Origin of the sequence: Pseudomaricurvus alkylphenolicus (assembly GCF_011683955.1) — a bacterium.
Classification (GTDB): Bacteria; Pseudomonadota; Gammaproteobacteria; order Pseudomonadales; family Cellvibrionaceae; genus Pseudomaricurvus; species Pseudomaricurvus alkylphenolicus.
Window position 1 is genome coordinate 62,962 of record NZ_JAAQPI010000019.1, and the last position, 26,093, is coordinate 89,054.

Here is a 26,093-nt window from a genome sequence, read left to right on the forward strand (position 1 = left end):
AAGACTTTAATTAATTTTGAATCTATAAATAAGTGCTCCCTTCATGATGGTTGAGGAGCGCCAAAGCTGGAGAGAATGACAAATGAGAAGACATCTACTGATAGCTGCCATTGCCGCCTCAATGGCGTCCCAGGTTCAGGCCAATGAAGGATTTGTTCTGGAAGAGGTGGTGGTGACCGCCCAAAAGAGGGCTCAGACTCTTAATGATGTCGGCATCGCCGTCAGTGCCTTCAGCGGCGACCAGATGCGTGAATTGGGCATCGGCGGTGCTCTGGATATGGCCAAACATACTCCGGGCCTGTATCTGACCGAGGCGGGGGCTTCGGGAATACCCGTGTACACCATTCGCGGAGTGGGTTTTGATGATATCAGCCCCAATAGCAACGGCACCGTGGGGCTCTATGTGGATGAGGTCGCGGTGGCTTACCCGGTTATGACCCGCGGCGCTCAGTTTGATGTGGAGCGCATTGAAGTGCTGAAGGGCCCTCAAGGGGATCTCTATGGCCGCAACAACACCGGCGGTGCGATCAATTTTATCAGTAACAAACCCACGGAAGTATTCGAGGCTGGCATCAGTGTTGATTACGGTCGCTACGACTATAAAAAGCTGGGTGGTTTTGTGTCGGGCGCGGTAGCCGATGGCCTCAATGGCCGAGTCGCTTTTGAGGCCCAGCGCCAAAGCGAAGGATGGCAGCAAAACGAACTTAACGGCGATAAGCTCGGTGAAGTGGATACCTTTGCCGGTCGGGTGCTGCTGGACTGGGCCGCCGGTGACAGCGTTAATGTGTTGTTTAATCTACACGGCAGTCGCGACCAGTCCGACAATCAGGTGGGACAGGCATTCTTTGCGCAGCCCAGCTTCTATGACCCCGCTCTCTGTGGCGAGGATGCTTGGGGTTGTGCCGCCGGTGGTAAACCCAGAGTGGTGAACGATCAGGACGACAACAATGCCGCTATTTGGGATCAGGGACTGACGCCGTCGCGGGATGTGGAGACCTGGGGCGGCTCAATTACCGTCAATTGGGATCTGGATCATTTCTCTCTGACTTCGATTACGTCAGTGGAGCGCTTTGAGCGCAGCGAAAGTAACGACTGGGACGGGCTGGCTGACGTTCGTTCCCTCAACGAAATGGATACGGAAATCTCCGGCTGGTCGCAAGAGTTGAGGCTGACATCAAGCGGTGCCACAGACCTGACCTGGATCGCCGGTGTCTATCTGGCCGGTGATGAGGTTGAGGATCGTCTGTTGTTTGGTTTTGCCGATGCCTCCAATGCCGCCGGTGTCACCTCTGCTGAAACCCGGTATGAGCAGAACACCGATATACGCGCCCTGTTTGCTCACGCCGAATATGAACTGACCCCGGAGCTGCGGCTTACGCTGGGGGCTCGCTATACGCACGAGCAGCGCGAGATTGATATTTGTACCTACGATGTCGATGGATCCCTGTCCGGGCTCTATAACTTTTTCGGTTTTACTGAGTCCGACGGTACCGAGTTTGAGCCAGGAGATTGTGGCACTTTCAGCAGCGTTGACCTCAATACCGGTGCGGTCGACAACCCGGTAATCAGTGATGAAATCACCACTGAAAAAGTCACCGGCAAAATCGGACTGGATTATCTGCCCAATGAAGACTGGCTTATTTATGCCAGTGTCGGCACCGGCTTTAAATCCGGTGGATTTAACGGTCAACCTTCCAATGGCATTGACACCTATCGTCCTTATCAAGAAGAGGAGTTGCTGGCCTATGAACTTGGTTTCAAAGCCACTTTGCTGGACAGCACCATGCAACTCAATGGCGCTGCGTTTCTCTATGATTATCGTGACAAGCAGGTGGGCGATGCCACACCGGACCCGGTATTTGGTTTTCTGACCAAGCTCAAGAATGTGCCCCGCTCCGAAGTCAAGGGATTGGAGCTGGAGCTGCAATGGCGACCGTTCATGGGGCTGGATGTAAAACTGGCCACTACCTGGCTCGATACCCGAGTGGAGGAGTTTGATCAAGGCTTTGACTTTAACACCTTTACCAACGGTCTGGATCTGTCGGGCTCGGAGCTTCCCAACGCCGCGCAGTGGTCTTATAACGCGTTGGTGAGTTACGAGTGGCCGGTGGCCGATGGTCTGGTAATGCGGGCGACCGCGGACTATATGTATACCGATGATTATTACTCTTATCTGTCCAACAACGACGGCACCGATCTGGTGGAGGATTACCAGGTGTTCAATGCCCGCCTCAGCCTGGGCTCCGATGCCGGTGATTGGGAGTTGTCTCTCTGGGGTAAGAATCTGGGGGACGAGTTTTACTACGTATCCAACACGGCGGGTAATGACGTATTTACACGCTATACCGGTCAGGGACAAACCTATGGCGTAAGTCTGAATTACAACTTCCAATAAAGGTTGTTTCCAATGGCTAAACCATTGCTTGCCATGGTCGGTTTGCTGTTTACCGGTGCGTTTATCTTCCTGGTAATGCCGCTCTACGTCGGTGCCCTGCAAGACTCTGTTGGGCTGGATCACCAACAGAGTGCTCTAATGACAAGCATTGAAATGGTGGGCGTTGTGCTGGCGTCGTTATTAGGATTAGTTGTTGTTCGTCGCGTCTCATGGGCTGTATTGGGGCGCAATCTGTCGCTGCTGTTGCTCATCGCCAACGGATTCAGTTGGTTGTCCGGGGCGGATTTTCCGGCGCTATTGTTCAGCCGTCTTATGGCTGGGATAGCCGCAGGCGGATTGGTAGCTCTGTCAATCACTGCCATTGGAGATACCCGTAACCTGGATCGCAATTTCGCCTTGGCCGTGGTAGCGGAGCTATTGGGGTCCGGAGTTGCATTCAAACTGCTTCCGACTCTGATTGACAGTGGCGGCATTGTTGTCATCTTCGCCAGCTCTTCCGCGTTGGCGTTGATGGCATTTGCTTTGAGTGGGTGGATGCCGTTAAACGGTCAAGTTGCAGCCAGATCGAATTCGAAGCGAGTATGGAAGCCGGTTTGGGGGCTGCTGGCTATTGTCGCCTTCTTTGTGGCTCAGTCATCACTGTGGGCGTTTGTCGAGCGTATTGGTCTCGACGCCGGTTTTAATCTGGAGAGTGTCGCTCAAGCATTGTCATTGTCGATGTTAGCCGGCGCAGCGGGAGCGCTGCTGGCACTGGGGATGCATCGATGGGTTAGCCGTATGTCGATGATGAGCATTTGCGCGCTTGGGCAGATCATCAGTCTGACAGGGTTTCTGGCGGGTGTTGACTTTACCCATTACCTGTTAGCCGGGATGCTGTTTCAATTTTGCTGGAATCTGTGGTTGCCCGCTCAAATGGCGATGGTGGCCGATGCAGATACCGGTGGCATTTGGATGCCTTTGGTTGGCGCCTGCCAGGCGATTGGCATTGCGGCAGGTCCGAGCCTGGTGGTATCCGTATTAGTTCCGGGGTCTTGGACTGCGGTCACCGTCGTATGCGGTGCCTTTATTGTGATGTCATTGTTACTGTTTTCTGTTCTTAATTTTGCGTCGTCTGGCAAGCCCATCATCGTCTGTTCGCAAATGCATTAATTGGGAGTTTTTAATGAATGCCAATGTAATCAACAGTTTTAGTGTTCTGCCTTTGGGGAAAAGTGCTTTATTGCCCGAAGGTCAGCGTGTCGATAACCGCAACTGGACTCGTCCTCCCTTTAATCGCTGGAGTTTTCAGCGAGTGCAGCAATTTACACGAACACTCAGGGTGGCCCGTGCAAAAAATACATCGGAACTGAGTCAGGCTGCGAAAAATCTGGAGGGTGTAAGCTTTATCGATAGTGCGGGAGAGCGCTGTTCGTTATCGCAACTATTGCAACGAACCTGGACGGACGGCTTTCTGGTGATGCATCGTGGCCGCATACTGCATGAGTCTTATTACAATGGTATGGGTGAAGATAGCCTTCATCTGATCATGTCCTGCAGCAAATCCTTTACCTCTACCCTGGCAGGCGTATTGATGGAGCAGGGTCATATTGCTACACAGGATCGTGTTGATGAAATACTGCCTGAGTTGCAACAAACGGGTTTTGCGGGAGCGACTCTTCAACAATTACTCGATATGCAAGTGGGCGTTCAGTTCAACGAGGATTATAGCGATCTCAACGCTGACTGGCGCAATTGCGAGACGGCAACAGGGTGGCGGGAGCCAGAAATGGGGTACAGCGGCCCCACTGACATGTTGTCTTACGCGCAAACCAGACGTTCCAATGGCCATGCCCACGGTGAACGTTTTGAATATCAATCCGTTATTACCAATGTGATCGGTTGTGTACTGGAACGCGTCACAGAGAGACACTTCGACGACTTGTTTGCGGAACTCATCTGGCATCCTCTCGGTGCTGAGCAGGACTTGGTTTCAATTGTGGACGCCGGCGGCTATGCGGCATTTGAAGGCGGCTTTAATATTTGCCTCAGGGATTTTGCCCGCTTTGGCCAGATGATGGCCAATGGTGGATGTTATAACGGAAGTCAGATCGTGCCGAAGAATTGGATTGATCGGTGTCGTTTTCCCGATGCGCAATTGATCGAGGCATTTACCAAATCCCAATACGGCCCGGTGCTTCCCGGGGGCGCCTATCACAACCAGTGGTGGGTCCGTGATCCTCACCCGGGAACATTTATGGCGCTGGGCGTACATGGTCAGACCCTTTATATCGACCCGAACAACGAACTGGTGATTGCCAAGATGTCCTGTCAGCCGGAGATGGCGGATACTCGAATGGTTATGGATCAACTCAGAGCTTTCGATGCCATCACTGCGGCACTTTAATTTAATTCGATTGAGGAGATGACTGCAGTGTCAAACTCTGTATCAACGTTCAAGGATTTTTATCAGACTACCGATATTTTGGGGCAAGCCCAAACCCCTCATCTGAATCAGCGCTATAGCGATATTGCTACCTTTATGCGGACGCCCTTGGTGCGCGATCTCAACCAGGTGGACATCGGCATTATCGGCATTCCTTTTGACGGAGGTGTTACCTGTCGCAGTGGAGCCCGTCATGGTCCAAGAGAAGTGCGCAATCAGTCCACCATGATGCGGGCGATCAATGTAGTGACGGGGGTTAAACCTTTTGAGATGGCGCGGATCGGAGATCTGGGTGATGTGCACTTCAATGATTTGTTTAACCTGGATCAGGCTGTTGAGGACATAGAATCCTATTTTCTTGCCATCGCCGAACAACGGGTACTGCCACTGGCGGTTGGCGGGGATCATTCGGTTACCTGGCCGATTATGAAAGCTCTGGCAAACGTTCAGCAAGAGCCGGTAGCGGTGATTCATATTGATTCGCACACCGACACCTGGGGGCCTTACAAGGGATCAAAGTTTCATCACGGGGCACCATTCAGGCTTGCCGCAGAGGCCGGTGTTATTGACCCCAATAAGACGATTCAGATTGGCATACGGGGTGGTCAGAATTTTGCCGACGGATTGGAGTACAGCCGGCAACAGGGTATGCATGTGATTACCATCGAGGAGTTTGATGATCTGGGCTGGCGAGCCGTGGCGGAAAAAGCCCGCGCGATTATCGGTGATCATCCGGTGTACTTGAGTTTCGATATTGATGGTCTGGATCCGGTCTATGCGCCGGGTACCGGTACCCCGGAGTCCGGCGGTATTACTATGAGAGAGGCGCAGAGGTTATTGCGGGAATTTCGCGGTATGAACTTTATAGGCGCGGATCTTATGGAAGTCGCACCGCCATTGGACCCCAGTGGGGTGACGGCGCTAAATGGGGCTACGTTGCTTTTTGAGATGCTGTGTCTACTGGTTGAGGCTCCTTTTTTAGCAAGTAGACGCTCCTAGGTCTGGTTCAGTCTGGCATCCTTTGGCAGGTATCCGAACTGCTTCTTGAACGCCTGGGCGAAATGTCCCAGGTGGCTATAACCCACCCGGTAACCTGCATCCATAGCACTGCAGCCCTCATGGGTGATCAAGCGATGCGCCTCCTGCATCCGCTGTTGCTGGTAATATTGGAAGGGTGTACAGCCGAAGACCTGGCCAAACAGTTGCCGCAGTTTGTCGCGTCCCAACCCCACTTCCCGGCCGATGATGGCCAGATCCAGCGGTGATTGGAAATCTTCCAACATCAATTGGCGTACCCGCTGAATTCGCATTGCATCACGAGGGCGAAGTCGGGCCGTGGGCTGCAGGCTGCGGTATTCCAGGCGGCTGAAAATATCGCTGCATATATCCAAAACGGACTGAAGTTGCTGCCAGGGTAGTGCCTGCTGCTTTTGCTCTGCCAAGGTCGGCTGCGCTTGCTCAAACAGCTGCACAAATCCTTTGGCACTTCCGGCTTGTAGATCAAATCCGTAAAAGCGCGGTTCTTGCGCATTGATAAATTCGTCTACGTGGCGGGGACGTTGCTTCAGCAGGTGTTGCCAGGCAGGAGGCTTAAGGCGAATCAACAGCATGCGAATGTGACCTGCTTTCCCGAACAGCATGTTGAGCGCCAGATGATGATTGTATAGGTACGCCATGCCGTTGCGGCTCCGCTCGGCTGGCTTGGGAGATTGCGCATCGCTGGCAACCAGGCTGGCGCTGTCCGTCAGCAGGATCGACCAGACGGGTTGCTGTTCAGGTGCCGGGCTGCGTTGCAGCTCCAATGGCTGTTTGAGGTGCGCCCGCCATTGCAGCAGTTCCACACCGCTGGCCAGCTCCCAGCCCTGCATCAGCCCAGTGCCACGAGGATCCGAAAGGGTTGTCTGTCCGGGGGTTGAAATGGCTCCGCCAGATAGTTTTACCAGGTGATCGACCAGTTGATGGATATCGGTTTCCGCCAGAGGGGAGACGGAAGAGTCGGGGTTTCTCGTGTTGTCGGTCATGGGCTCAAAATCAGTAATAATAGGATATAACTGGCTGATTATTGGCTAATTGTATCTTAATCACGCTGGATATACTGGAGAAAATCCCAATGGAGACCTCATCGTGACACTCATTTCATCTTCCAGACCCTGGGTTACCGCCATGCTGGCTGTGTTGGCCTTGACCGCCTGTAAAGAGGAAAGCACGACAACGCAGCATCTATCCAAGGCCCCCAGTGTGGAAAGGACCTGGCCCGGACACTTTGATGAACACCGAAAGCATTTTGAGCCCAAGGTTTATCAAATAGGCGATCAGCGCCTGTGGTCCATCAACAATCCCGGCGGGTGGGCGGCCAATAGTGTGGTGATTGAGGGAGACAATGGCCTGATCGTATATGACACGGGCCTCAGTCATCAGCAGGGCGAGGCGATTTTGGCGGAGATCCGTCAGTTCAGCGATAAACCTGTCACCGCGGTGTTCTATTCTCACCATCATCCGGATCATTACAACGGTACGACAGGTTTGGTGTCTGAAGCGGACGTTAAGGCGGGCAAGGTTCGTATTTATGCCTGGGATAATTTTGTCGAGGAGATGAATAGCGAGTTTGGGGCGACGGCACCTGCGCAGGCGGTGCGTGTGGTGTATTACGGCGGCATGGCATTACCCGAAAAAGATCGACATTACCACGGTTGCTGCGGCGCCAAGTATGGTGGTAACTCGGGTTATATTCCGCCGACTGATACCTTTTCTGAGAATACCCGTTTGACGATTGAAGGGATCGAGCTAGAGGTGTTTTATACCGGCGGTGAGGCAAAGTCTGAGTTTGGTTTGTATTTGCCGGCGTTTAAGGCGGTTACAGTTGGCGACGAAATTTTTCATTCGGTTCCGAATATTTACACGATCCGTGGAGCCAAGTTTCGTGAGCCGGCGGGGTATATTCGTGCCGTGGATGCGGTGTTGAGTTATGACGTGGAGCATCTGTTGGGTTCGCATTTGGTGCCGATGCATGGCAAGGAGAATATCCGAGAGACGGTAACGAAGTTTCGGGATTTGGTGCAGTGGATCAATGATCAATCCATTCGTTATATCAATAAGGGTTACGGTATCGAGGAGCTGAAGGCGCAGTTTACGGAGGTACCGGAGTATTTGGAGAATGGTTCGTTCTCTACCGAAGTTTACGGAACGTTTCGACATATTGCGCCGCAGATGCATGCCGGGTTGATGGGGTATTTTAGTGGTGACGGTATTGAGTATCGGCCGACGGAGCCGGTGGAGTTGGCTCGCCGTCATATTAAGTTGATGGGGGGGCGTGATCGGGTTTTTGCTGCGTCTAATGAGTATTATCGCGATGGAGATTTTCAGTTCGCCGCAGAGTTGTTGACCTATTTGATTCGGGTGGATCATGGGGATATGGAGGCGCGCAATCTTAAGGCGGCAGCGTTTCGTGAGTTGGGCTATGCGGAGTTGAATACGACTTGGCGGTCCTGGTATTTGACGTCGGCGTTGGAGCTTGAGGGTAAGTTGACGCCTGCGATGGTGGCGGCGCGTGTGAAGGACGCTGCGTTTGCTCGTATTGAGTCGCAGTCGGCGCGGGATATTATCGGGTCTTTGCGTTATCGGGTCAGGGCTGAGGAGGTCGGTGAGGAGCGGATTTCTGTGGCTTATGATATCCGTGACAGTGGTGAGCAGTTTACGGCGCGTCTTCGTAATGGGGTGTTGTTGATGGAGGATGGGCTGGATGCGGATGCGGTTTTGTCGATGAGTCGTGAGACGTTTAATCGGTTGGTGAAGAGGGATATTGAGGCTGCCGGTGCAATTGCGGATGGTCTTATTGAGTTTGAGGGCAGTTTGTTGGCGTTGCGGTCATTTGGTAAGGCGTTTGATGAGAACCCGTTTATGGAGCGGTTGGCGGTTCGGTAGTGGCGGTGCAAGCAGGCCGGGGTCAGACTTCTGGATCGGTGCCACAAGCGGCCATCGAGTATAGATCAAGTTCTTGCGGAGGCCTCCGAACCGATTGGTGCTAATACCAGCCAAGTTGGGGCTAATCCCTGTAGCAGCCCGCTCTGAGGGCGACTGGCCTTAGCAGTGTCGCGAAGTTCTGTGTCTCAAGCGGCGGCCAGGGTGTTGTTTTCAGAGCTAAGCGGCGGCCCTCCAGGCTGCCCTCCGTCCCAAAAAAAAGCCCGGCAAAAAGCGCCGGTCTTTTTTACTCCATCGGCGCTCGCTTTTGAAGCTCTGAAAACAACACCCTGACCACCGCTGGCTCTGAGGTACACGAGCGTTGGTGCCTCAATGGGCAGAGTTTTTACTGTTATGCTGGGCTAAAGATCAAGGAGTCTGACCCGAATGGCACTTACTTAAGGCGGTTCTAAGGCATTCGTAGGGGGGATTAGCCGCGAAGCGGCGTAATCCACCATTTAATTGGCCACAATGCGGCGGACTCCAACATTAAGCGCTTTAGGCGGCTACCAACTCCAGTTGTCCCTGCTTGCGTCTTACTGGGTGTGTAAGTTGTGTCTTTAATTCCGTGAGAGCTTCTATGCTTTCCAGCCAATTATCGACCGGTTGGTACTGGTCTTGTGTCAGTGATTGGTAGAAGCTCAGTGGGCGTTGGAACATCCATTGTGAGTAGCTGCTGATCCAGCGTTTGCTTTTTACATCACCTATTGTAAATTCGTGTTCGCCCAGAAATCTTGGCAGATTGCCATCCGGGTTTTGTTCGAGCCAGGTGGCGTTGTGCTGAATGACGCTGAGTACGTCGGGTAGTTGTTCCTTGCTCTGGGTTCTTAGAATCGGCAGGAGTGTTTCGGGGACTTCGTCGTTGGGCAGAAAGTCGCCTGACAGCGGCTCGGGGTTGTTCATGCGTTCAACCCATTCGTAGACTTTGGGTGCACGTTTTTGCATTAGGGCTTTTGGGTAGGGGTCGCGACCGAGGTGGGCGTAGAGTGGGCCCATGAGTCCAAAGTCGCCGATGGAGGGGCGTGTTCCCAACAGGTAGGGGTGGTGAGTGAGGTGTTCGTTGAGTTGATCGAGCAGGGTGAGGTAGGTTTGTTCTATCGCTGCTTTGGTGTCTTCGTTGACGCCCATTTTTTCTACCGAACCGCGGAAGGGGGCGCAGAGTTGTTCGCCCAGTTTGATTTGTTCTTCGGTGCTGGCGTCGGGCCCTGCGATTTGTCCGAATCCTTGCAAGATAAATTCCCGTTGTTGCTCAAGGTAGTTCCAGCGGTAGTGCATAGCGGGCAGGAGTAGCCATTCGTCACCAAAAAATTCCAGTAGTAGTGCCGCCAGTCGTTGTTTGGGGGTGTTGGGGTAGATGCAGCCTTCCGGGTGGCGTTGCTCAAGAAAGTCGATAATATCGGTGGTGTCTTGGACGACTTGATCTTCTGCGGTTTGCAGTACGGGAATGATGGGGGCTCCGACTTTGGGAAGTATGACGTCGCGGTAGACATCTGCGGTGGCCAGCACTTCTTGCCAGTTCAGGTTTTTGTAGCGCATATAGGCTCTGGCTTTGCCGGTATAGAGTGATAAATCGGCCCCGTAGAGGGTGTAGTCGGCGGTCATGGTGTGGCTCCTTGCAGGTTCTTCTATGTCTCTTGCTTTTCAAACGAGTGTATAGCTGCGGGATTTTTGGAGTCAAAGCCTTTGCCGATTTATCTGTGACTGGTTGTTCATAGGCCTTTAAATAATCATATAAATGAGATTATAATTCTGATGTCTTTAACCCACTCTGTGAATGGAACGATGGAACAGTATTCTGGTGAAAAACTAGGCAGCATTGAAGTCGGCAATCATCTTGGTGAGGGCATAATCTGGCATGCGCGGGATGGTGCTGTCTGGTGGACGGATATTCAGGAGAGCAAACTGTACCGTTATCACTTGGCCACGGAGCAGCGCCAGGATTGGTCTCTTCCAGAAAGGCTGGGGTGTTTTGGTTTTTTTGAAGGTGTTCCCGAAGATAAATTGATCATGGCCGCGTTTGCCAGTGGTGTGGCACGTTATGATTTGGACACCGGTGAGCTGGACTGGATCGCGCGTCCTGAGTTGGATAAACCCGGTCTGCGTTTTAACGATGGCCGGGTGGACCGCCAGGGGCGGTTTTGGGCGGGTTCTATGATTGAGTCGGATGATTCTTATCACCAGGGTGGTCTGTATCGCTTGAACCCGGATTTGAGTCTGTCGTCTGTGGTTGACGGGATTACGATTTCAAACGGTCTGTGCTGGAGTCCCGATTCTCGGGTGATGTACCACTCGGATTCTCCTCGACAGGAGATTTATGCCTACGATTTTGAGCCTGAAAGCGGGTCGATCAGCAACCGACGTTTGTTTGCCAAGACCGAAGTGGGTTGTTATCCGGATGGTGCTACGGTGGACGCTGAAGGGTTTCTCTGGAGCGCACAGTGGGGAGGTTCCAAGCTGGTTCGTTATGCCCCGGACGGACAAAAGGTGGGTGAGTTGCCGTTACCGGTAAGCCAGCCGACGTGTTTGACGTTTGGTGGCAATGATCTGGCTACGATGTTTATTACCAGTGCTCGTGAAAATCTGACGGATGCTCAACTTGCAGAGCAGCCCGAAGCGGGCAATGTTTTGATTTACCGTTTGGGGATGAAAGGCATTGCAGATCCTCTGGTACGTTGATGTTCAGGGGTTACTTTAATTGAACGGTTGTTTGGACCAGAGTGGATTCTGATTGTTGATTGAAGAGCGCCGTCAACCGATTGAGTTGACCCAGGGAGTTGAGGCTGGCGAATATCGGGTTTAAAAACCCCTGGTCCATCAGTCTTTTAACGGTATCGGCGTCAAACTGTCTCAAGCGTTCTTCATCAATGATGAACAGCCCGCTCAGCGAGCGGTTGTCTCCCTGTTGAGGTTGACACTCGACGGAAATTTCACGGAGTAGGCCTAGCTCCACTATTGTGTTTATAAATTCTTGAGTCAGACGCTCTTCTTCGAACAGCGTCGCCAGAAATTCCTCCACTCGTTTCAGGAATTCAGTTTTCTCCCTTAACTCGGTAAAGAGAGCAGTACCTTCGGATTGAGTGGTGACATAGTCGCTATCCAGATCAATGCAGGGGCCAAGAGTGTTTCGCTGTTGATCAATAGGTCCAATGCAAAAGGGTTCGCGCTGAATATGTTTGGGGATGGAGTGGCTGTGCCATCTGGGTTGGTTGAACATCAGGTTCTGATTCTGTTCCAGCCCCAGGAGGGCGACGCAACGGAACTGGCCCGTGTTGCCGTCCTTGACGAAAATCACAGGCATATCCAATGAAATCTGTGCGATTTCCGTGACCACCAAATTGATCAACTGTCTGCTTTTTGCGTGAGGGTGGCCTTGGGTGCCGCTAATGGCCAGGTCGGTGGTGTTGAGTTGTTCAAGGGGAGTGATGTTCATAGTAATACCTGTTTGCGCTCGGGTTCAGACGGTTTGTAAACCGTATTGCCGAATTTTATCGACCAACTGGCGATGATTTGGCAGCTGGGTCAGCAATTGCTCTAATCGTCGATCACGCAGTTGGCTCAGTTTCGCGCAGCGGTCTGCGGCACAAGTAGGTCTCGCCTCGGTTTTAAAGCCCATGCCGTAGAGAATGTACTGGTAGCTGATCCAGGAAAAGACATCGCTTTCAGCGCTAAAGTCTTGAGCGGTGGGAGCGTGGTATTCCCAAAGTTGGAGTTTTTCAGACAGCGATTCCGGAATGGACGAGACTTCCCGATTTTCTTGCCAAAAGGGGGCTTGCCGGTTACTCAGTACGTAATGCAGTTTTAAAAATTCTACAATACGTTCCCAGTGATGGTGCTGGCGTTGGTTGAACTGCTCGGCAAGGCGATCCATTACCATTCTATTGGCCGGCAGTCGCTCGGCGATCATGTTGGCGGATTGTTCGATAAGCATAAGTGCGGAGGCTTCCAAAGGTTCGAGGAACCCAGCGGACAAGCCGATGGCGATGCAGTTGTTCACCCAGAATTTCTTTCGGTAACCGCTGTTGATGTTGATGCGTCGCACACTGGTATTTCCGAAGCCCGGCCCGATGTAGTTCGCCAGTTCGCGTTCGGCGGCTTCGTCGCTGATGTGGTTGCTGGAATACACATAGCCTATACCGCGACGGTGACTCAAGCCGATGTCCCAAATCCAGCCTGCGCTCTGTGCGGTGGAGCGGGTTTGGCAGGCAATGATCTGGTCTGGTTGGTCGTAGGTAACCTGGCCTGCCAGCGCCCGGTCTGCGAATAGAATGTGGCCTTGGGGAATCAAGGGCACTTGCAGAGATTCACCGATCAACAATCCGCGAAATCCGGTGCAGTCGATAAATAAATCTCCCTGCAGTGTTTGCCCGTCGGCAGTGATCAAGTGCGAGATGTCACCATTTTCGGCGCGGTGCACACTTTGTACATTCTGCAGGTGATGTCGAACGCCCAAAGCATTGCAGCAGTGTTTCTGTAGAAGGGTAGAGAAAGCACCGGCATCAAGGTGGTAACCGTAATTGAGCGTTCCCGCATATTCGGCTGTCGTAATCGTTTTGGGTGCCAGGCCTGCTTCACAAAGAGTGGGCTGGGCGTCCAGGCAGTCCGCGAAACTTTGTGTTGAGCCCGACTGGCGTTGCCAGAATTCGAACGGATCGCTGGTGGTTATGGGAGGGTTAAATGGGTGGAAGTAATGTTCTTGGCGATTGTCGCTGCACCAATTGATAAATTGACTGCCCTGTTTAAAGGCGGCGTGGCAGTCACGAATCAGGTCGGTCTCTCGTATACCGATTTCCCGTAAAGTGCGGCGCATGCTGGGCCAGGTGCCCTCGCCGACGCCGATGGTGGGGATGTCGGGGGATTCGATCAGTGTGATTTTAAGATCGGATGCATCCAGCGGCTGATTTTTGCTGGCGATCAGGCCGGCTGTCAGCCAACCTGCGGTGCCGCCTCCAACGATCACGATATGATTCACTGGATTTGTCATTGCTATAGACTCCTGTGTGGAGATAAAGAAAAAAGGGGAGAGCAGCGCTCTCCCTAGTCCCTAAAAAGCACAGGTACAAGACAAGACAAACTCAGTAGTTGGCACGGATGCCAATCGCATAACGGGCACCATTGTCTTCCAGGCTAATCAGCTGATTGCTGAAACGACCGTGGCGACGGGTTTCCTCTTCGGTAATGTTGACACCTTCAAAGAATACAGTGATCTTATCGGTAACATCGTAGCTGGCACTGATATCCCACTGGGCATATTCCTCGGTGTAGAGCGGCTCGGTACCACCGCGAGGGTTAACCACGTTCTGCAGGAAGTCGCCGCGGTTGTTGTAGGCGATCCGCGCCTGCAGCGGGCCGCGTTCGTAAAACAGAACGATATTGTGGGAATCGCCCAAGCCTTCGAGACCGAAGGATTCGTTGATGTCGTTCGGGTCCAGCTCTGCATCGCTGTCCACAAAGGTGGCGTTGGCCTGGATGCCGAAGCCATTCTCCCAGATGTGAGTCCAGGCAAGTTCCAGCCCGTCGATGGTCGCTTCTTCACCGTTGCGTGGTCGCAATACGCTGAATTCGTAGGCGCCGCTTTCCAGGTTGTAGGTTTCAGTAGCGACCTGGCCGGTAATAAAGTCTTCAACGTCTTTGGTGAAAACGGCGGCGGAGAAGTAGCTGCCCGCATCATAGTACCACTCGAAAGACAGGTCCAGATTGGTAGACAGGAACGGCTTCAGATCGGGGTTGCCGCCAACAGCTTGCAGAGTATCAGGACGAGATACGGTAATAGTTGTTGCCGGTACCAAGTCATCCATGGTGGGACGGGTCAAGGTCTTGGAGAAACCCAGACGAACCAACATGTCGTCATTCAGATCCAGGCGCAGATTCGCGCTCGGCAGTATGTTGGTGTACTCATTGTTGGCGTTAACATCCGTGCCGTCGCTGTTGTAAACCTCATTCAGGTCGGAAGGATCGTTGGGAATGGGTTGCAGGTCAGACAGCTCGGTGGTGAAGCCGCCCAGGGTAGAGTCGGTCTGGCTGTAACGCACACCCAGGTTTAACTGCCAGGGCAAGTCCACGATTTCGCCTTCGAGTGTCAGATCCAGGTAAACGCTGACGATTTCTTCCTCTACGCTGAATTTGTCTGCCGCCGTATTGGGATTGTCCATGTTCAACGCGGCGTAGAGGGCAGCAATATCCACGTCTTGTCCCGCTTCGTCGGCCTGCTGTTGGAGTGAGGCAACGCCACCCGTGGCAAGGTAGTCAAAGTAGGCTTCGATATCGTAGGTCAGCCACTGGCTTGGCAGGCCGCCAAAGAAGTTCTCGGCGTTGTAGACTCTGAGCAGTTCGTCAGGAACATCGGTGCCGTATCCACAGTAGAAACTACAGTCTGAAGCGAACTTGCGCTGATTGTCTTTGGTGCGGTCCTGGTAGTAGAAACCGTATTTTACAGAGGTCAGAGTCTGTGAATCGGGGGTCCACTCAAAATCCGCCTTGAGTTCGGTAATTTCGTCTTCGCGGTCCCAGCCGTTGCGTTCATTGTAATGAGCGCGGCCGGCGGAAGCGTTGAGAAGGGCATCCTGGCCACCAGCGATGGTAATGGAGCCGGCGTCCCCTGCACGACCATCCCACTGGTAGGCGTTGTTATAACCGATCACCGTGAATGGAATATTGCCGCCACTGTTGTCTTCGGCGGTGGAGGTGGACAGATCGATCTTGGCGTTCAGATTGTCGTTGATCTGCCAGTCCAGATTCAAGCCAAACCCTTTGGTTTCGGTATCGCGGTTGTAGGTACGACGGATAAAATCGGTAGCCCCGGTGGCGGCGCTATCGAGGAATACCAGCGTGTCGTTGGCGCCCAGTTCTGCGTCGATAATGTTGCTGTCGGTAAACCAGTGACCTAGAGCGTGGGTATCGGACTCCACTTCGAATGCCGAGTACATGGCATCGGCGGTGATCACCATGTTTTCATTAGGTGCAAACTGGAACACCGCATTGGCATTGGTACGGGAGCGGTCCTGTTCGTCCACCATTACGTCGAAGTTCTGGGGAATATAGACACCGTTATAGGTTTCGCCGTTTTGCGTGGTAATGGACTGACCGGGGCGATAGTAGCGAGTTTCCACCAGATTGTTCTGAGCGTTCCGCTCGCTGTGTGATACCGACAGCAGCACACCCATGGTGCCGTCGGCAAAGGTGTTGGAGACCAGGCCGGAATAGGATGGCGATGTTTCGCCGGTGAGGTCATCGTGAACACCTTTCAGGCTGCCGGATGCGGTAAATTCATCCAGATCCAGCGGGCGGGCGGTTTTAACATTGATGGTGGCGCCAATGCCGCCTTCCTGCATAGCGGCAGTGGGGCTCTTGTAGATGTCGGCGCCGGCGATGAGTTCTGCAGCCAGGGTATCAAAACTGAATTCTCGCCCCTGGTTTTCGGTGGCGATCTGGCGACCGTTGACTAAGACTGAGTTAAATTGGGGGCCGAGACCTCGCACGGTCACGTATTGGCCTTCACCGCCACTGCGGTCAATGGATACACCGGGAATGCGCTGCAGGGATTCGGCGACGTTCTGGTCGGGGAATTTGCCGATGTCCTCTGAGGCGATGGCATCTACCACGCCCACGGCATCGCGTTTGACGTCCATGGCGCGTTTCAAACTGCCAAGGATACCAGTAACAGTGACCTCTTCCAGAAGGTCTTCCTGTCCTTTGATCTCTTCCGCCAGAGTGCCTGCACCGTATAGGGTGAGTGTGCTCGCCAGAGTGGCGGCCAGCGCTTGGCGCTTCCTGATGTTCCAGTGATTTCTCTCTATCAACATGATCAGCGTTCCTGAAATTATTATTGGATGGGTTTAACTGCCTAATGAATAATATATATCATACAAATATAATTCAATAGACTATCTTATATAAGATATAAATGGTGTTGAAAAGTCGTTAGTGGCGTCTCCTGGGCTGTGGATTGTAAGGGTTAGGGTGCGGTGTTACACCGCTCCTAGTCAGCGGATGCTTGAGAGGACGAATGACCATTCAGCCAGGTCATTCCGGTAGAAAAGCGCGCGGGGAATCCCGGCCAGTGGGGTTTGGTGCCACTGTTTCCTGAGAGCTCCAGCATTTTGCAGCGGTCCTTTAGATTTTTCACATGGCAGTCCATCATGGCCAGGGCAAAATGTCGGTTGATCTGATTTAATTGCGGCAAGCTCCAGGCCGGTTCAAAGTAGTGTTCCAGATCGTAGGCATCTTCGTAGGCTACCGCGGGGGCCGGGTGCGGGGCGATATTGTGGCGGGCATTGAGCAGTGTCAGCAGGTATTTATGCCGGCTGCCTGTATCCTGGTACAGGCGCTCAATGCTGGGGTAGTGTGATACGTCGTCCAAGTCGCCAGAGACGTAAAGCAGTGGCGTTTTGATCGTTGCCAGGCTGGCTCTGTCGTGTAAGTTCAGCTGCTGACCCCAGGGAGCGAGCGCAATGGCAGCCTTCCAGCGAGGGTCTGGTTGAGAAGACGCTTTGCCGGCAGTACAGGTGTTCAGTAGGGTCTGAAAGTGGCTGATTTGTTCCGCAGTCGAATCCGGATTGAGTTGCAGAATGGATTCTCTGGTGAATTGATAGCATCCGCCCACGGTGTTGATGAGACCATAGCCGCCCATCGAAAACCCGATCAGTCCTGCGTTATCTGTGTCGAGGTTACTATGAACAAAGCTGGTGTTGTAAAGATAGTCCAGTGCGAACTGCTGATCGCGAGAGCGATGGTAGAGCGTGCTGGGAAAACCGACACTGTCGTCCAGCCCATTGCTGATGTCGGCGTTGGTTGAATCGGTGTGATCTATGCCCGCCACGACATAGCCATGAGAGGCCAGATGCTCGGCCAAGTAGAACATCAGCGTGCGATAACCCGTGTAACCGTGGGAGATGACGACCAGCGGAAAACCTCCTTCGGTTTGCAGAGGCTGCGCATCGCGAAAAGCGGTACCAGTCAGACTAAAGCGTTTGCCTTTTCTTGTGACATTCCCGTAACTGGCTGTTCTTTCATTGCCGGAGGCTCGGGCTGGGTACCACACCTCCAGTGTCAACGGGCGATCGTGATATTCAAAAGTGCGGAAATCGAGCTGATTCCCATGCACAACCTTGAGCGTTCTCACTCCTACTTTGTGTGTTCCCACCTGTGCCAGCTGTGGTTGTAATTTGGCGACGAACGGGGGATAGAGCTGTTCGCTGTATGAGTGCGTGGCCAAAAATGGGGTGCAAATCAACAGGAGTGAGGCAGCCAGGGCGTTAAATCTGATGAACGACATATTAACAGGTCTCCGTCGCTAGCAGCGAAAGAATCAATAAAGTTTGAGGTTTGATTAACGGCAGCTGCATACCGTGCGTCATCAATGCCTCTCCGCTGGCGATCATGCCACCGGAGCAATTTCCATCGCTCTTGAGTTTGTCGAGAATGGACACAAAAGGCAATTCAATATTCGAAGGCCATGCCAGTTGCAGGTGATATCGAGTGGTCGCTTCCAATCCCTGAAAATAAAGTCGAGGCGGCAGGGTAGAGCGGTGATCGCTCAGCATTGTGACACTGAACAAGGCCTGTTGCCGATCGTCGGCGATAATACCAAAGGCATCGATAAAGGCCTCAGTATCCAAGCGCAGGGTGTGGCTTTTATGTAACAGCGGGCGAAAAAGTTTGTGAAGTTTAATCGCATCGGTCAGCAATGCCTTTTCTTCCGGGCTTTCCTGCAACAGATTAACTTCCATACCCATATGCCCGAAAAAAGCCACACCAGCGCGAGTCGCCATGGGGATACGACGGCCGGTAATATGGCAATCCAAGGGCCCTGCGTGGGAGCCCATCACTTCAGGCGGGAAAAACAGCGAAAAGCCTTTTTGAATGGCGAGTCGATCCAGGGCGTCATTGCTGTCGGAGGTCCAGATACGATCAGTATGGGCCAGAATGCCATAGTCCGCGCGGCCTCCGCCGGAGGCGCAGCTTTCGATTTCCACATGAGGGTGAGCGGTGCGGACTCGATTTAATAGCCGGTACAGGCCACGAGTCTGAAAATGGACTGAGGCGCGGCCCTCACGGTTTCCAGGCTGGTGCAGGTCTCTGTTCATATCCCACTTGAGATAGCCGATATCATAGTCTCCGAGCAGCTTGTCGATGCGTTCAAACAAATAGTCCTGTACTTCCGGGCGGCTCAGATCGAGCGCCAGTTGATGTCTCGCCAGCACCTGTGGCGCCGGTTCACAGCTCAATACCCAATCCGGGTGCCGGCGGTAAAGATCGCTGTCGGGGTTGACCATTTCCGGTTCCAGCCACAGACCAAATTCCATGCCCAGTGATTTGACGGTATCGACCAGCGGTTGCAATCCATCCGGGTAAATGTCTGAGTCGACGGACCAATCGCCAAGCCCCGCTCGATCATGCCGCCGACCTTTGAACCAGCCATCATCCAGTACAAAGCGTTCGGCCCCCACTTCGGCGGCGGCACGGGCCAGCTTTTCAAGGGTGTCCAGATTGTGGTCAAAGTATTGGGCTTCCCAGGTATTAAAATGAATCGGGCGCGGTCTCGATTTCAGCGACGGCGATAGCAGGTGTTTACGTACAAATGCGTGAAAGCCGCGGCGCAGGCCATTTAGGCCATCGGAGCTATAGCAACCGTAGAGCGACGGGCTGAGGTAACTGTGTCCGGGCTGTAGAATGATTTCTCCGGGTAACAGCAGTTCTCCCATTTGCACCAGCTGACGCCCGTCGGCGAGCCGCTCTACCTTTAAACGGTGATTGCCACTCCAGCCGAGGTGAAAACCATAGGTCTCACCATGATTTTCGTTGGTACCACTGTGCTGGACAATCAGGCCGGGGAAGGAATGATGAGAGGTACGCCCGTGGCGGTTATCGCGACAAAAACTTCCACTGAAGGTGTCGACGGTCTGTAGCCGAAACTCGTTGGCCCAACGTCCCTCGAACGACAGAATCTGATCCAGACAAGTGGGCAATTGGAGGGTGGCAGCGCTGCAGCTGTTAACGGTTAATGGCTGGTCGGCCGTGTTGGTGATTTCGGTGCTGATTTGCAGAACGCCGCTGTCCTCCAGCTGCAGACGATGAACAAGCCGCAGACCGTGGGTATGGTCCTCACTGGTCAGTTCTACACGGTTGCTGTTCAGGAGCTGAATATCCACAAGATGCAGGAATATGTCCCAGCTTTGACCATTACGATGAACCTGAAGACCGGTTTCGCCCAAATAGCCGCTGCCGTCGGTTGGCGTCAGGCTAATCTCTGCTTCTGTATCGCTACAACACGGCGCCTCCTGGCGAGTATGGAGGTCGGCAAGCATAGGCGGTGTTGTTGAATCTCCCAGCGGAGCCCCCCAATAAAGAAGGGCGGGAGCGCCATTGCGGCAATCCAGGATAAAGCTGGCGTGATCGTTCTCCAGGGTTACAAAAGGCGTCTCGGACGTGGACTGTTCGGTCATGTCGGGTTCCAGGGGTCAAACCGTTTGACGGGCGTTTATCACAAGCATATTATTTATCATATTATTTATAAGAGTTTATGCGGGTTACCCTGGTTGATCAACTATCCCGCGACAAAATAACCGACTGATTATTCCAAGGTGATGATTCTATGCTAGGAGTTTGCTACTACCCTGAGCAGTGGCCAGAAGAGTTATGGGCCAGCGATGCCCATCAGATGAAAGAGTTGGGCTTGGCGGTTGTTCGTATTGGCGAATTTGCCTGGTCTCGATTGGAACCCTCTCCGGGGCATTACGAGTTTGATTGGTTCGATCGGGCCATTGATACATTGGTAGCGCAAGGGCTTGATGTCGTAATTGGTACCCCTACCGCCACCCCACCTAAATGGCTGGTGGATCAGCACCCGGAAATCATGGCGGTGGACCCGGACAGTGGTAGGGTTCGTGGATTTGGTTCGCGGCGTCATTATGATTTTTCCAGTGAGGTGTATCGTACCGAAGCGTTGCGAATCACCGAGCAACTGGTGCGACGATATGGGGCTCGTGGGGGCGTCGTCGGGTGGCAGACGGACAACGAACTCTGTTGCCACGATACGACTTTAAGCGCTTCCGTTTCTGCTCTGAACGGTTTTCGCCGCTGGTGCGAAGAAAACTATTCAGACATCGATAGCCTGAACCGGGCTTGGGGCAATGTCTTCTGGTCCATGGAATATCGCCACTTCGACGAAATCGAACTGCCGGTGGGGGCGGTCACCGAAACCAATCCATCCCATCGGCTGGCTTATCGACGTTATTCGTCGGAGCAAGTGATCCGCTTCCATAGCGAGATGGTGAACGTTATCCGGGAGTATGCGCCCAGTCATTTTATTACTCACAACTTTATTCCCATGAAGGATACCGGGGTCGACAACTTTGCTTTGGCTGCGCCTCTGGACTTTGCCAGCTACGACAGTTATCCCCTGGGTCGGACCGACTTCTTGTTTGCCGATGCCAAACCGGAAGACATCCAGCCTTATATGCGCACCGGTCACCCGGACTACGCAAGTTATTACCATGATCAGACGCGCGGGATAAGCAAGGGGCCCTTTTGGATCATGGAGCAACAACCCGGGCCGGTAAACTGGGCGCCGTCAAATCCCCGCCCGGCACCGGGTATGGTGCGGTTATGGAGTCTGGAGGCATTTGCTCACGGTGCTGCCAGTGTTTGCTTTTTTCGCTGGCGCCAAGCTGCCTTTGCTCAGGAGCAAATGCACGCCGGTCTGCTGCGCCCTGATCAATCCCGCTCTGAAGCCTGGTCGGAAATCGAAACCCTGGCCGATGAGATTGAGTTGCTTGCACTGACTAACGAAGAGACGGCGCAGGCGCCCGCAGCCATTGTGGTAGCGGCCGAAGGTCAATGGGTGAGTGAAATCGAGGTTCAGGGTCAGAGTTACGATTTCAATAAGATACAGCTGGAGTACTACTCGGCCTTAAGGCAGTTAGGTGTGGATGTGGACTTCATTTCCCCCGAGGCAAGCTTCGACGGTTACTCCCTGGTGGTGGTGCCGTGCCTGCCGATTCTTGCGGAAGAATTTGTGGATCGGTGCCAGGCGAGTTCGGCGCAGTTTATTTTTGCACCGCGAACAGGGGCTAAAACGAGCGAATTTAATCTGCCTGACAATTTGCCTCCCGGGCCCTTGCAGTGCTTAATACCGATTAAAGTCCTGTCAGTGGAAACGTTACGTCAGGGTTGTCACGATCCATTACGGCAAGGTGATCGTGTCTACGAGAGTCAGCGGTGGTGTGAATCCATCGAGCTGCTCAACGCCGATGTAGAAACGCTGGCGACCTATGAAGATGGGCGTGCCGCCGTCGTTCGGCTGGGGCCCTATACCTATATGGCAACGTTGAGTTGCGAGTCATTCCTCAAAGAGTTAACCGCGGAGGTGTGCAAGCGGGCGGGTGTCGAAACGCTGGCATTGCCAAAGGACTTGCGTATTCGCCGCCGGGGCCAACTGGGTTTTGCCTTTAACTATAGCGTGTCGGCTCAGTCAGTACCTGCACCCGAGGACGCTCGTTTCTTGATTGGTGGTAGAGAACTCGGTGCACATGATGTGGCCGTTTGGACCACCTCAAATAATAATTGATAATACCTCCGGGAGAAATCTATGCAGTTGGAAGTAATTCAGGTCGCCGTGTTTTTCGCGGTTACCGCCGCTATTGCCTTGGTCACCTATTTAAAATGCCGACAGGCACCGCGCAGTGATTCAGATTCCAATCGGGACTATTTTTTAGCCGGTGGCGGCTTGTCCTGGATTTTTATTGCCGGCTCTATCACCTTGACCAATCTCAGTACCGATCAGCTGGTGGGTATGAACGGCAACCAGATGATGTTGATGGCCTGGTGGGAAATATCCGCCGTACTGGGTTTGATCATTTTGGCCAAAATTTTCTTGCCGCAGTACTATAAGCACCGCTGCACCACTACCACGGAACTGTTGGAGAAACGCTATAACAACCGCCATATCCGTGCGTTGATTGGCGGCATTTTCCTGTTGGCGATTGCCTTTATCTGGATGCCCGCAGCGATTTATTCCGGTTCACTGTTTATGCAGAATATGTTTCAGGTGGATATTCCCTTGATCGTGATTGCTGCGGCATTCGCGCTGTTGGGAGGAGCCTATGCGTTCTTTGGTGGTCTGCGTGCGGTGGCGGTGTCCGATACCTATTCCGGTATCCTGTTGTTAGGTATGGCCATCATGGTTGTAATCCTGTCTTTGCAGGCTATCGACTATGACTTTTCGGGTATACCTGCAGATCGTCTGACGATGATAGGTGATGACGACTCCCCGATACCCTGGACGACACTGTTGACCGGTATGATTTTCATTCAGACGTTTTATTGGAGCACCAATCAGGTGATTACCCAGCGGGCTATGGCGGCTCCGAGCTTAAAGGAGGCGCAAAAGGGTGTGTTTGCCGCAGCCGGTATTCGGCTGTTGATCGTACCGGCGATTGTGGTTCTCCCAGGTATTGTCGCTTACAAATTGTATGGAGACATTGGCGATGCCGCTTATGGCCGACTGGTTGGTGAGTTGTTGCCACATTGGTTGTCCGGTATTTTCGCTGCAGCACTGGCGGCTGCCGTGTTGACGACTTACAACAGTAATCTGAATTCCGCAGTGGCGTTATATGTTTGCGATATTCACGAAAACTATGTCAACAAGGACGTCAAGGTATCAAAGATCAGTGCGATTGTTACCGTAATCTTGGTGGCGAATTCACTGTTGATGGTTCCTATGTATCAGAAGGCCGACAGTATTATTAACTTGCTGCAGCAGCTTTGGGGGCTTCTCAGTATGCCGATTCTGTCAATCTTTATTGTCGGTCTGATGTTCCGCAACGTAGAGGCCAAGGCAGGTATGGCAGCAGTGGTAATGGGGGTGTTTATCTACGCTTTTTTCTCCTTCGTCTGGACACCGATTCACTATATTCACCTGATGTTGGTGACACTGGTGCTTTGTGTTTGTATCGCTCTGACTCTCAATCGGTTGGTGTTTGGAAACCGTGCCGAGTTGGTCTGGCGATCTTCAGAGGAGCTGGCGCCAGCGGTTTAGTGTACCTGGTAAGATGACCAACTTATTGAGATTCTGACTTTTTATATTGAAGATTGAGCTTTATTTACAATAGGCGGTGGTTGGGATCGGTTAGACGGCAAAGTGCCAGGAGCTGCCGTTCGAGACAACAGGATTTTCTTCCCGCGTAGGTCGGATTAGCTCCGCTTCGCGGAGCGTAATCCGACGGTTCCGCTGGAGCTGTTCGTTGGCTGCGGCCCGGTTTTTAACACCCTTGAATGTGCCTGCAACAGGTGATTTATACACGGCCGCCGCCAATTTAAACCTTCGGCGGAACGTCGGATTACGAAGCGCGAAGCGCTTCTAATCCGACCTACATCCGTGCGGCCGTTGCGGACATCATCGAAGGCCCATGGTGCCCTGAACCAGGATTATGAACTTCCGGTTATGGCACTTTGCCGCCATAGTTTGAACCAAAACAACCCACAAACCTTATAGCATCTCCTAATACAGAATTGCGAAAAGTTGTGAGGCTCAGTGCGAATGCCGAGCGGTACTGGCGATAATATTGCGATACTTGACCAGGTCTTCAAAGATTGCTCCGCGATCCATATTGGTCACCTGGGCCCGGTAGGTTTCCTGCCACCATGTCTGGCTCTCCGGTACGCTGAACTCACAGTTGTCCTTGCGTTGTTGCCATTCCTGCTCGTCTACCAGAGCTTCTACCTGACAGTTTTCCAGATCGATCCTGATGCGATCTCCCGTTTGCAGGTATGCCAGGCCACCGCCGTCAGCGGCTTCGGGTGATGCGTTGAGGATAGAGGGCGATCCTGATGTGCCGCTCTGGCGACCATCGCCGATGGTGGGCAAGGAGCTGATGCCCTTGTCCAACAATGCCGCAGGTGGCTGCATATTGACGACTTCCGCGGAGCCGGGATAACCCTTGGGGCCCGCGCCGCGCATCACCAGAATACATTCTTCATCGATTTCCAGGCTGGGGTCATCGATGGCCGCGTGGTAATGTTCCGGGCCGTCAAAGACGATGGCTCGACCCACAAATACATTTGGAGCTTCTGGGTTCGACAGGTAACGCTTTCTGAATTCCGCGTCGATGGCAGAAACTTTCATAACGGCGGAATCAAACAGGTTGCCACTCAGCACCATCAGCCCCGCGTGTTCGGTGATGCTTTCCTTTGCGGACCTGATCACGCGGCTATCGAGCGTTTCAGCCTTTCGACAATTTTCCGCCAGCGTCTGTCCGGATACGGTCAGACTTTGTTGGCGCAGATAGCCGGCTTCCAGCAGCTGGCGGCAAACTGCGGGAACGCCACCCGCTTTATGAAATTCTTCCCCGAGGTATTCACCGACAGGCTGACAATTGACAAGTTGAGGTACTTTTTGCCCCAGGCGCTGCCAGTCGTCCAAGGTGATTTCCAGGCCTGCATGGGCGGCAATGGCGTTGATATGAATCGGGGCATTGGTGGAGCCGCCAATGGCCGAGCACATGATAATGGCGTTTTCGAACGCTTCACGAGTGAGAATTTTTTCCGGTGTCAGGTCTTCGTGCACCATACCAACGATACGCTTGCCGGTGTGGTAGGCCATCTGCGCCCGCTCGCGATAGGGCGCCGGTATGGAGGCGCAACCGGGCAACATCATACCGAGTGCTTCCGCCAGGCAATTCATCGTCAATGCGGTACCCATGGTATTACAGTGGCCTGCCGACGGTGCTGAGCCCGCCGCCTTGGCCATAAATTCGGCGGTGGTGATTTCGCCGCGACTGAGCTGCTTACGCGATTCCCATATTACAGTACCGGAACCCACGCAGCGGCCCTTATAGTCGCCGTTAAGCATGGGGCCACCGGACAGTGCAATGGAGGGTAGGTTGGTACTGGCCGCTCCCATGATCAACGCCGGGGTGGTTTTATCGCAGCCGGTTGTCAGCACCACGCCGTCGAGAGGGTATCCGTGAATCACTTCGATCAGGGAGATGGTTTGCAGGTTGCGATCCAGGGCCGCTGTTGGGCGCCGCCCGGTCTCTTGAATAGGATGTACCGGGAATTCCAGTGGAATGCCGCCGGCATCGCGAATCCCCTGTTTGACACGATCGGCCAGCTCCATATGGATACGGTTGCAGGGCACCAAATCCGACCCGGTTTGAGCAATGCCGATAATCGGGCGATCGCTTTGCAGTTCTTCCTGGGTGAGGCCGTAGTTCAGGTAGCGCTCCAGGTACAGGGCTGTCATGCCGGGATCTTCAGGATTGTTAAACCATTCGCGGCTGCGTAGTGATTTCTTGTTTTTACTCATAGTCAATCGAATCTGTC

Annotated in this window: 16 protein-coding genes; 8 read left to right on the forward strand and 8 right to left on the reverse strand. The window is 53.3% G+C overall.

What is annotated here, in order from left to right; translation table 11 throughout:
• Positions 1 to 82: 82 nt before the first annotated feature.
• Genes HBA55_RS31605 through speB form a run of 4 tightly spaced genes read left to right on the forward strand, consistent with a single transcriptional unit; the run spans position 83 to position 5,816 of the window.
• Positions 83 to 2,395 carry a TonB-dependent receptor gene (locus tag HBA55_RS31605; protein WP_166999743.1) on the forward strand — a complete coding sequence of 771 codons (2,313 nt, stop codon included), beginning with the start codon at positions 83 to 85 and terminating at the stop codon, positions 2,393 to 2,395.
• Between the two features lie 12 nt (positions 2,396 to 2,407).
• Positions 2,408 to 3,544, forward strand: coding sequence for an MFS transporter (locus HBA55_RS31610; RefSeq protein ID WP_166999744.1), 1,137 nt, complete (start codon positions 2,408 to 2,410; stop codon positions 3,542 to 3,544).
• Between the two features lie 13 nt (positions 3,545 to 3,557).
• Entirely contained in the window at positions 3,558 to 4,778 is a 1,221-nt protein-coding gene (locus tag HBA55_RS31615; RefSeq protein ID WP_166999745.1) for a serine hydrolase domain-containing protein, read from the forward strand.
• Positions 4,779 to 4,805: 27 nt separating this feature from the next.
• Positions 4,806 to 5,816, forward strand: a complete 1,011-nt coding sequence (speB, locus tag HBA55_RS31620) for an agmatinase (protein ID WP_206020069.1) — start codon at positions 4,806 to 4,808, stop codon at positions 5,814 to 5,816.
• Here speB and HBA55_RS31625 read toward each other — a convergent pair.
• The gene (locus HBA55_RS31625) at positions 5,813 to 6,838 is read right to left on the reverse strand and encodes a helix-turn-helix transcriptional regulator (RefSeq protein ID WP_166999747.1); all 1,026 of its coding nucleotides are present in this window, start codon (positions 6,836 to 6,838) and stop codon (positions 5,813 to 5,815) included. The genes speB and HBA55_RS31625 overlap by 4 nt on opposite strands.
• 103 nt (positions 6,839 to 6,941) lie before the next feature.
• Here HBA55_RS31625 and HBA55_RS31630 point away from each other — a divergent pair, with 103 nt between their 5' ends.
• Positions 6,942 to 8,738: an alkyl sulfatase dimerization domain-containing protein gene (locus HBA55_RS31630; RefSeq protein ID WP_166999748.1), complete on the forward strand. Its 1,797-nt coding sequence runs from the start codon at positions 6,942 to 6,944 to the stop codon at positions 8,736 to 8,738.
• Between the two features lie 534 nt (positions 8,739 to 9,272).
• Here HBA55_RS31630 and HBA55_RS31635 read toward each other — a convergent pair.
• On the reverse strand, positions 9,273 to 10,376 hold the full coding sequence (locus tag HBA55_RS31635; RefSeq protein ID WP_166999749.1) for a glutathione S-transferase family protein: 1,104 nt from the start codon (positions 10,374 to 10,376) through the stop codon (positions 9,273 to 9,275).
• 180 nt (positions 10,377 to 10,556) lie between these two features.
• Here HBA55_RS31635 and HBA55_RS31640 point away from each other — a divergent pair, with 180 nt between their 5' ends.
• Positions 10,557 to 11,450: an SMP-30/gluconolactonase/LRE family protein gene (locus HBA55_RS31640; RefSeq protein ID WP_166999750.1), complete on the forward strand. Its 894-nt coding sequence runs from the start codon at positions 10,557 to 10,559 to the stop codon at positions 11,448 to 11,450.
• Positions 11,451 to 11,460: 10 nt separating this feature from the next.
• On the opposite strand, the gene HBA55_RS31645 is transcribed toward HBA55_RS31640, so the two are convergent.
• The 5 genes from HBA55_RS31645 to HBA55_RS31665 all read right to left on the reverse strand — a co-directional run bounded on the left by HBA55_RS31645 (position 11,461) and on the right by HBA55_RS31665 (position 20,215).
• A complete protein-coding gene (locus tag HBA55_RS31645) occupies positions 11,461 to 12,204 on the reverse strand; it encodes a SapC family protein (protein ID WP_166999751.1) in 744 nt (247 codons plus the stop codon).
• Between the two features lie 24 nt (positions 12,205 to 12,228).
• Positions 12,229 to 13,755: a tryptophan halogenase family protein gene (locus HBA55_RS31650; protein WP_166999752.1), complete on the reverse strand. Its 1,527-nt coding sequence runs from the start codon at positions 13,753 to 13,755 to the stop codon at positions 12,229 to 12,231.
• A 91-nt stretch (positions 13,756 to 13,846) separates the two neighbouring features.
• Positions 13,847 to 16,573, reverse strand: coding sequence for a TonB-dependent receptor (locus tag HBA55_RS31655; protein ID WP_166999753.1), 2,727 nt, complete (start codon positions 16,571 to 16,573; stop codon positions 13,847 to 13,849).
• Positions 16,574 to 16,749: 176 nt separating this feature from the next.
• Positions 16,750 to 18,045: an alpha/beta hydrolase family protein gene (locus HBA55_RS31660; RefSeq protein WP_166999754.1), complete on the reverse strand. Its 1,296-nt coding sequence runs from the start codon at positions 18,043 to 18,045 to the stop codon at positions 16,750 to 16,752.
• A gap of 1 nt (position 18,046) precedes the next feature.
• Positions 18,047 to 20,215, reverse strand: a complete 2,169-nt coding sequence (locus tag HBA55_RS31665) for an alpha-galactosidase (protein ID WP_166999755.1) — start codon at positions 20,213 to 20,215, stop codon at positions 18,047 to 18,049.
• Between the two features lie 149 nt (positions 20,216 to 20,364).
• Between HBA55_RS31665 and HBA55_RS31670 the strand changes: the two genes are divergently transcribed.
• The gene (locus HBA55_RS31670) at positions 20,365 to 22,338 is read left to right on the forward strand and encodes a beta-galactosidase (RefSeq protein WP_166999756.1); all 1,974 of its coding nucleotides are present in this window, start codon (positions 20,365 to 20,367) and stop codon (positions 22,336 to 22,338) included.
• 21 nt (positions 22,339 to 22,359) lie between these two features.
• Entirely contained in the window at positions 22,360 to 23,808 is a 1,449-nt protein-coding gene (locus HBA55_RS31675; RefSeq protein WP_166999757.1) for an SLC5 family protein, read from the forward strand.
• A gap of 492 nt (positions 23,809 to 24,300) precedes the next feature.
• Here HBA55_RS31675 and HBA55_RS31680 read toward each other — a convergent pair whose 3' ends face one another.
• Positions 24,301 to 26,076 carry an IlvD/Edd family dehydratase gene (locus HBA55_RS31680; RefSeq protein WP_166999758.1) on the reverse strand — a complete coding sequence of 592 codons (1,776 nt, stop codon included), beginning with the start codon at positions 26,074 to 26,076 and terminating at the stop codon, positions 24,301 to 24,303.
• Positions 26,077 to 26,093 lie beyond the last annotated feature (17 nt).

Coding starts and splice junctions, on each gene's coding strand:
- HBA55_RS31605 (WP_166999743.1), top strand. CDS start 83: ATGAGAAGACATCTACTGATAGCTGCCATTGCCGCCTCAATGGCGTCC.
- HBA55_RS31610 (WP_166999744.1), top strand. CDS start 2,408: ATGGCTAAACCATTGCTTGCCATGGTCGGTTTGCTGTTTACCGGTGCG.
- HBA55_RS31615 (WP_166999745.1), top strand. CDS start 3,558: ATGAATGCCAATGTAATCAACAGTTTTAGTGTTCTGCCTTTGGGGAAA.
- HBA55_RS31625 (WP_166999747.1), bottom strand. CDS start 6,838: ATGACCGACAACACGAGAAACCCCGACTCTTCCGTCTCCCCTCTGGCG.
- HBA55_RS31635 (WP_166999749.1), bottom strand. CDS start 10,376: ATGACCGCCGACTACACCCTCTACGGGGCCGATTTATCACTCTATACC.
- HBA55_RS31640 (WP_166999750.1), top strand. CDS start 10,557: ATGGAACAGTATTCTGGTGAAAAACTAGGCAGCATTGAAGTCGGCAAT.
- HBA55_RS31645 (WP_166999751.1), bottom strand. CDS start 12,204: ATGAACATCACTCCCCTTGAACAACTCAACACCACCGACCTGGCCATT.
- HBA55_RS31650 (WP_166999752.1), bottom strand. CDS start 13,755: ATGACAAATCCAGTGAATCATATCGTGATCGTTGGAGGCGGCACCGCA.
- HBA55_RS31655 (WP_166999753.1), bottom strand. CDS start 16,573: ATGTTGATAGAGAGAAATCACTGGAACATCAGGAAGCGCCAAGCGCTG.
- HBA55_RS31660 (WP_166999754.1), bottom strand. CDS start 18,045: ATGTCGTTCATCAGATTTAACGCCCTGGCTGCCTCACTCCTGTTGATT.
- HBA55_RS31665 (WP_166999755.1), bottom strand. CDS start 20,215: ATGACCGAACAGTCCACGTCCGAGACGCCTTTTGTAACCCTGGAGAAC.
- HBA55_RS31670 (WP_166999756.1), top strand. CDS start 20,365: ATGCTAGGAGTTTGCTACTACCCTGAGCAGTGGCCAGAAGAGTTATGG.
- HBA55_RS31675 (WP_166999757.1), top strand. CDS start 22,360: ATGCAGTTGGAAGTAATTCAGGTCGCCGTGTTTTTCGCGGTTACCGCC.
- HBA55_RS31680 (WP_166999758.1), bottom strand. CDS start 26,076: ATGAGTAAAAACAAGAAATCACTACGCAGCCGCGAATGGTTTAACAAT.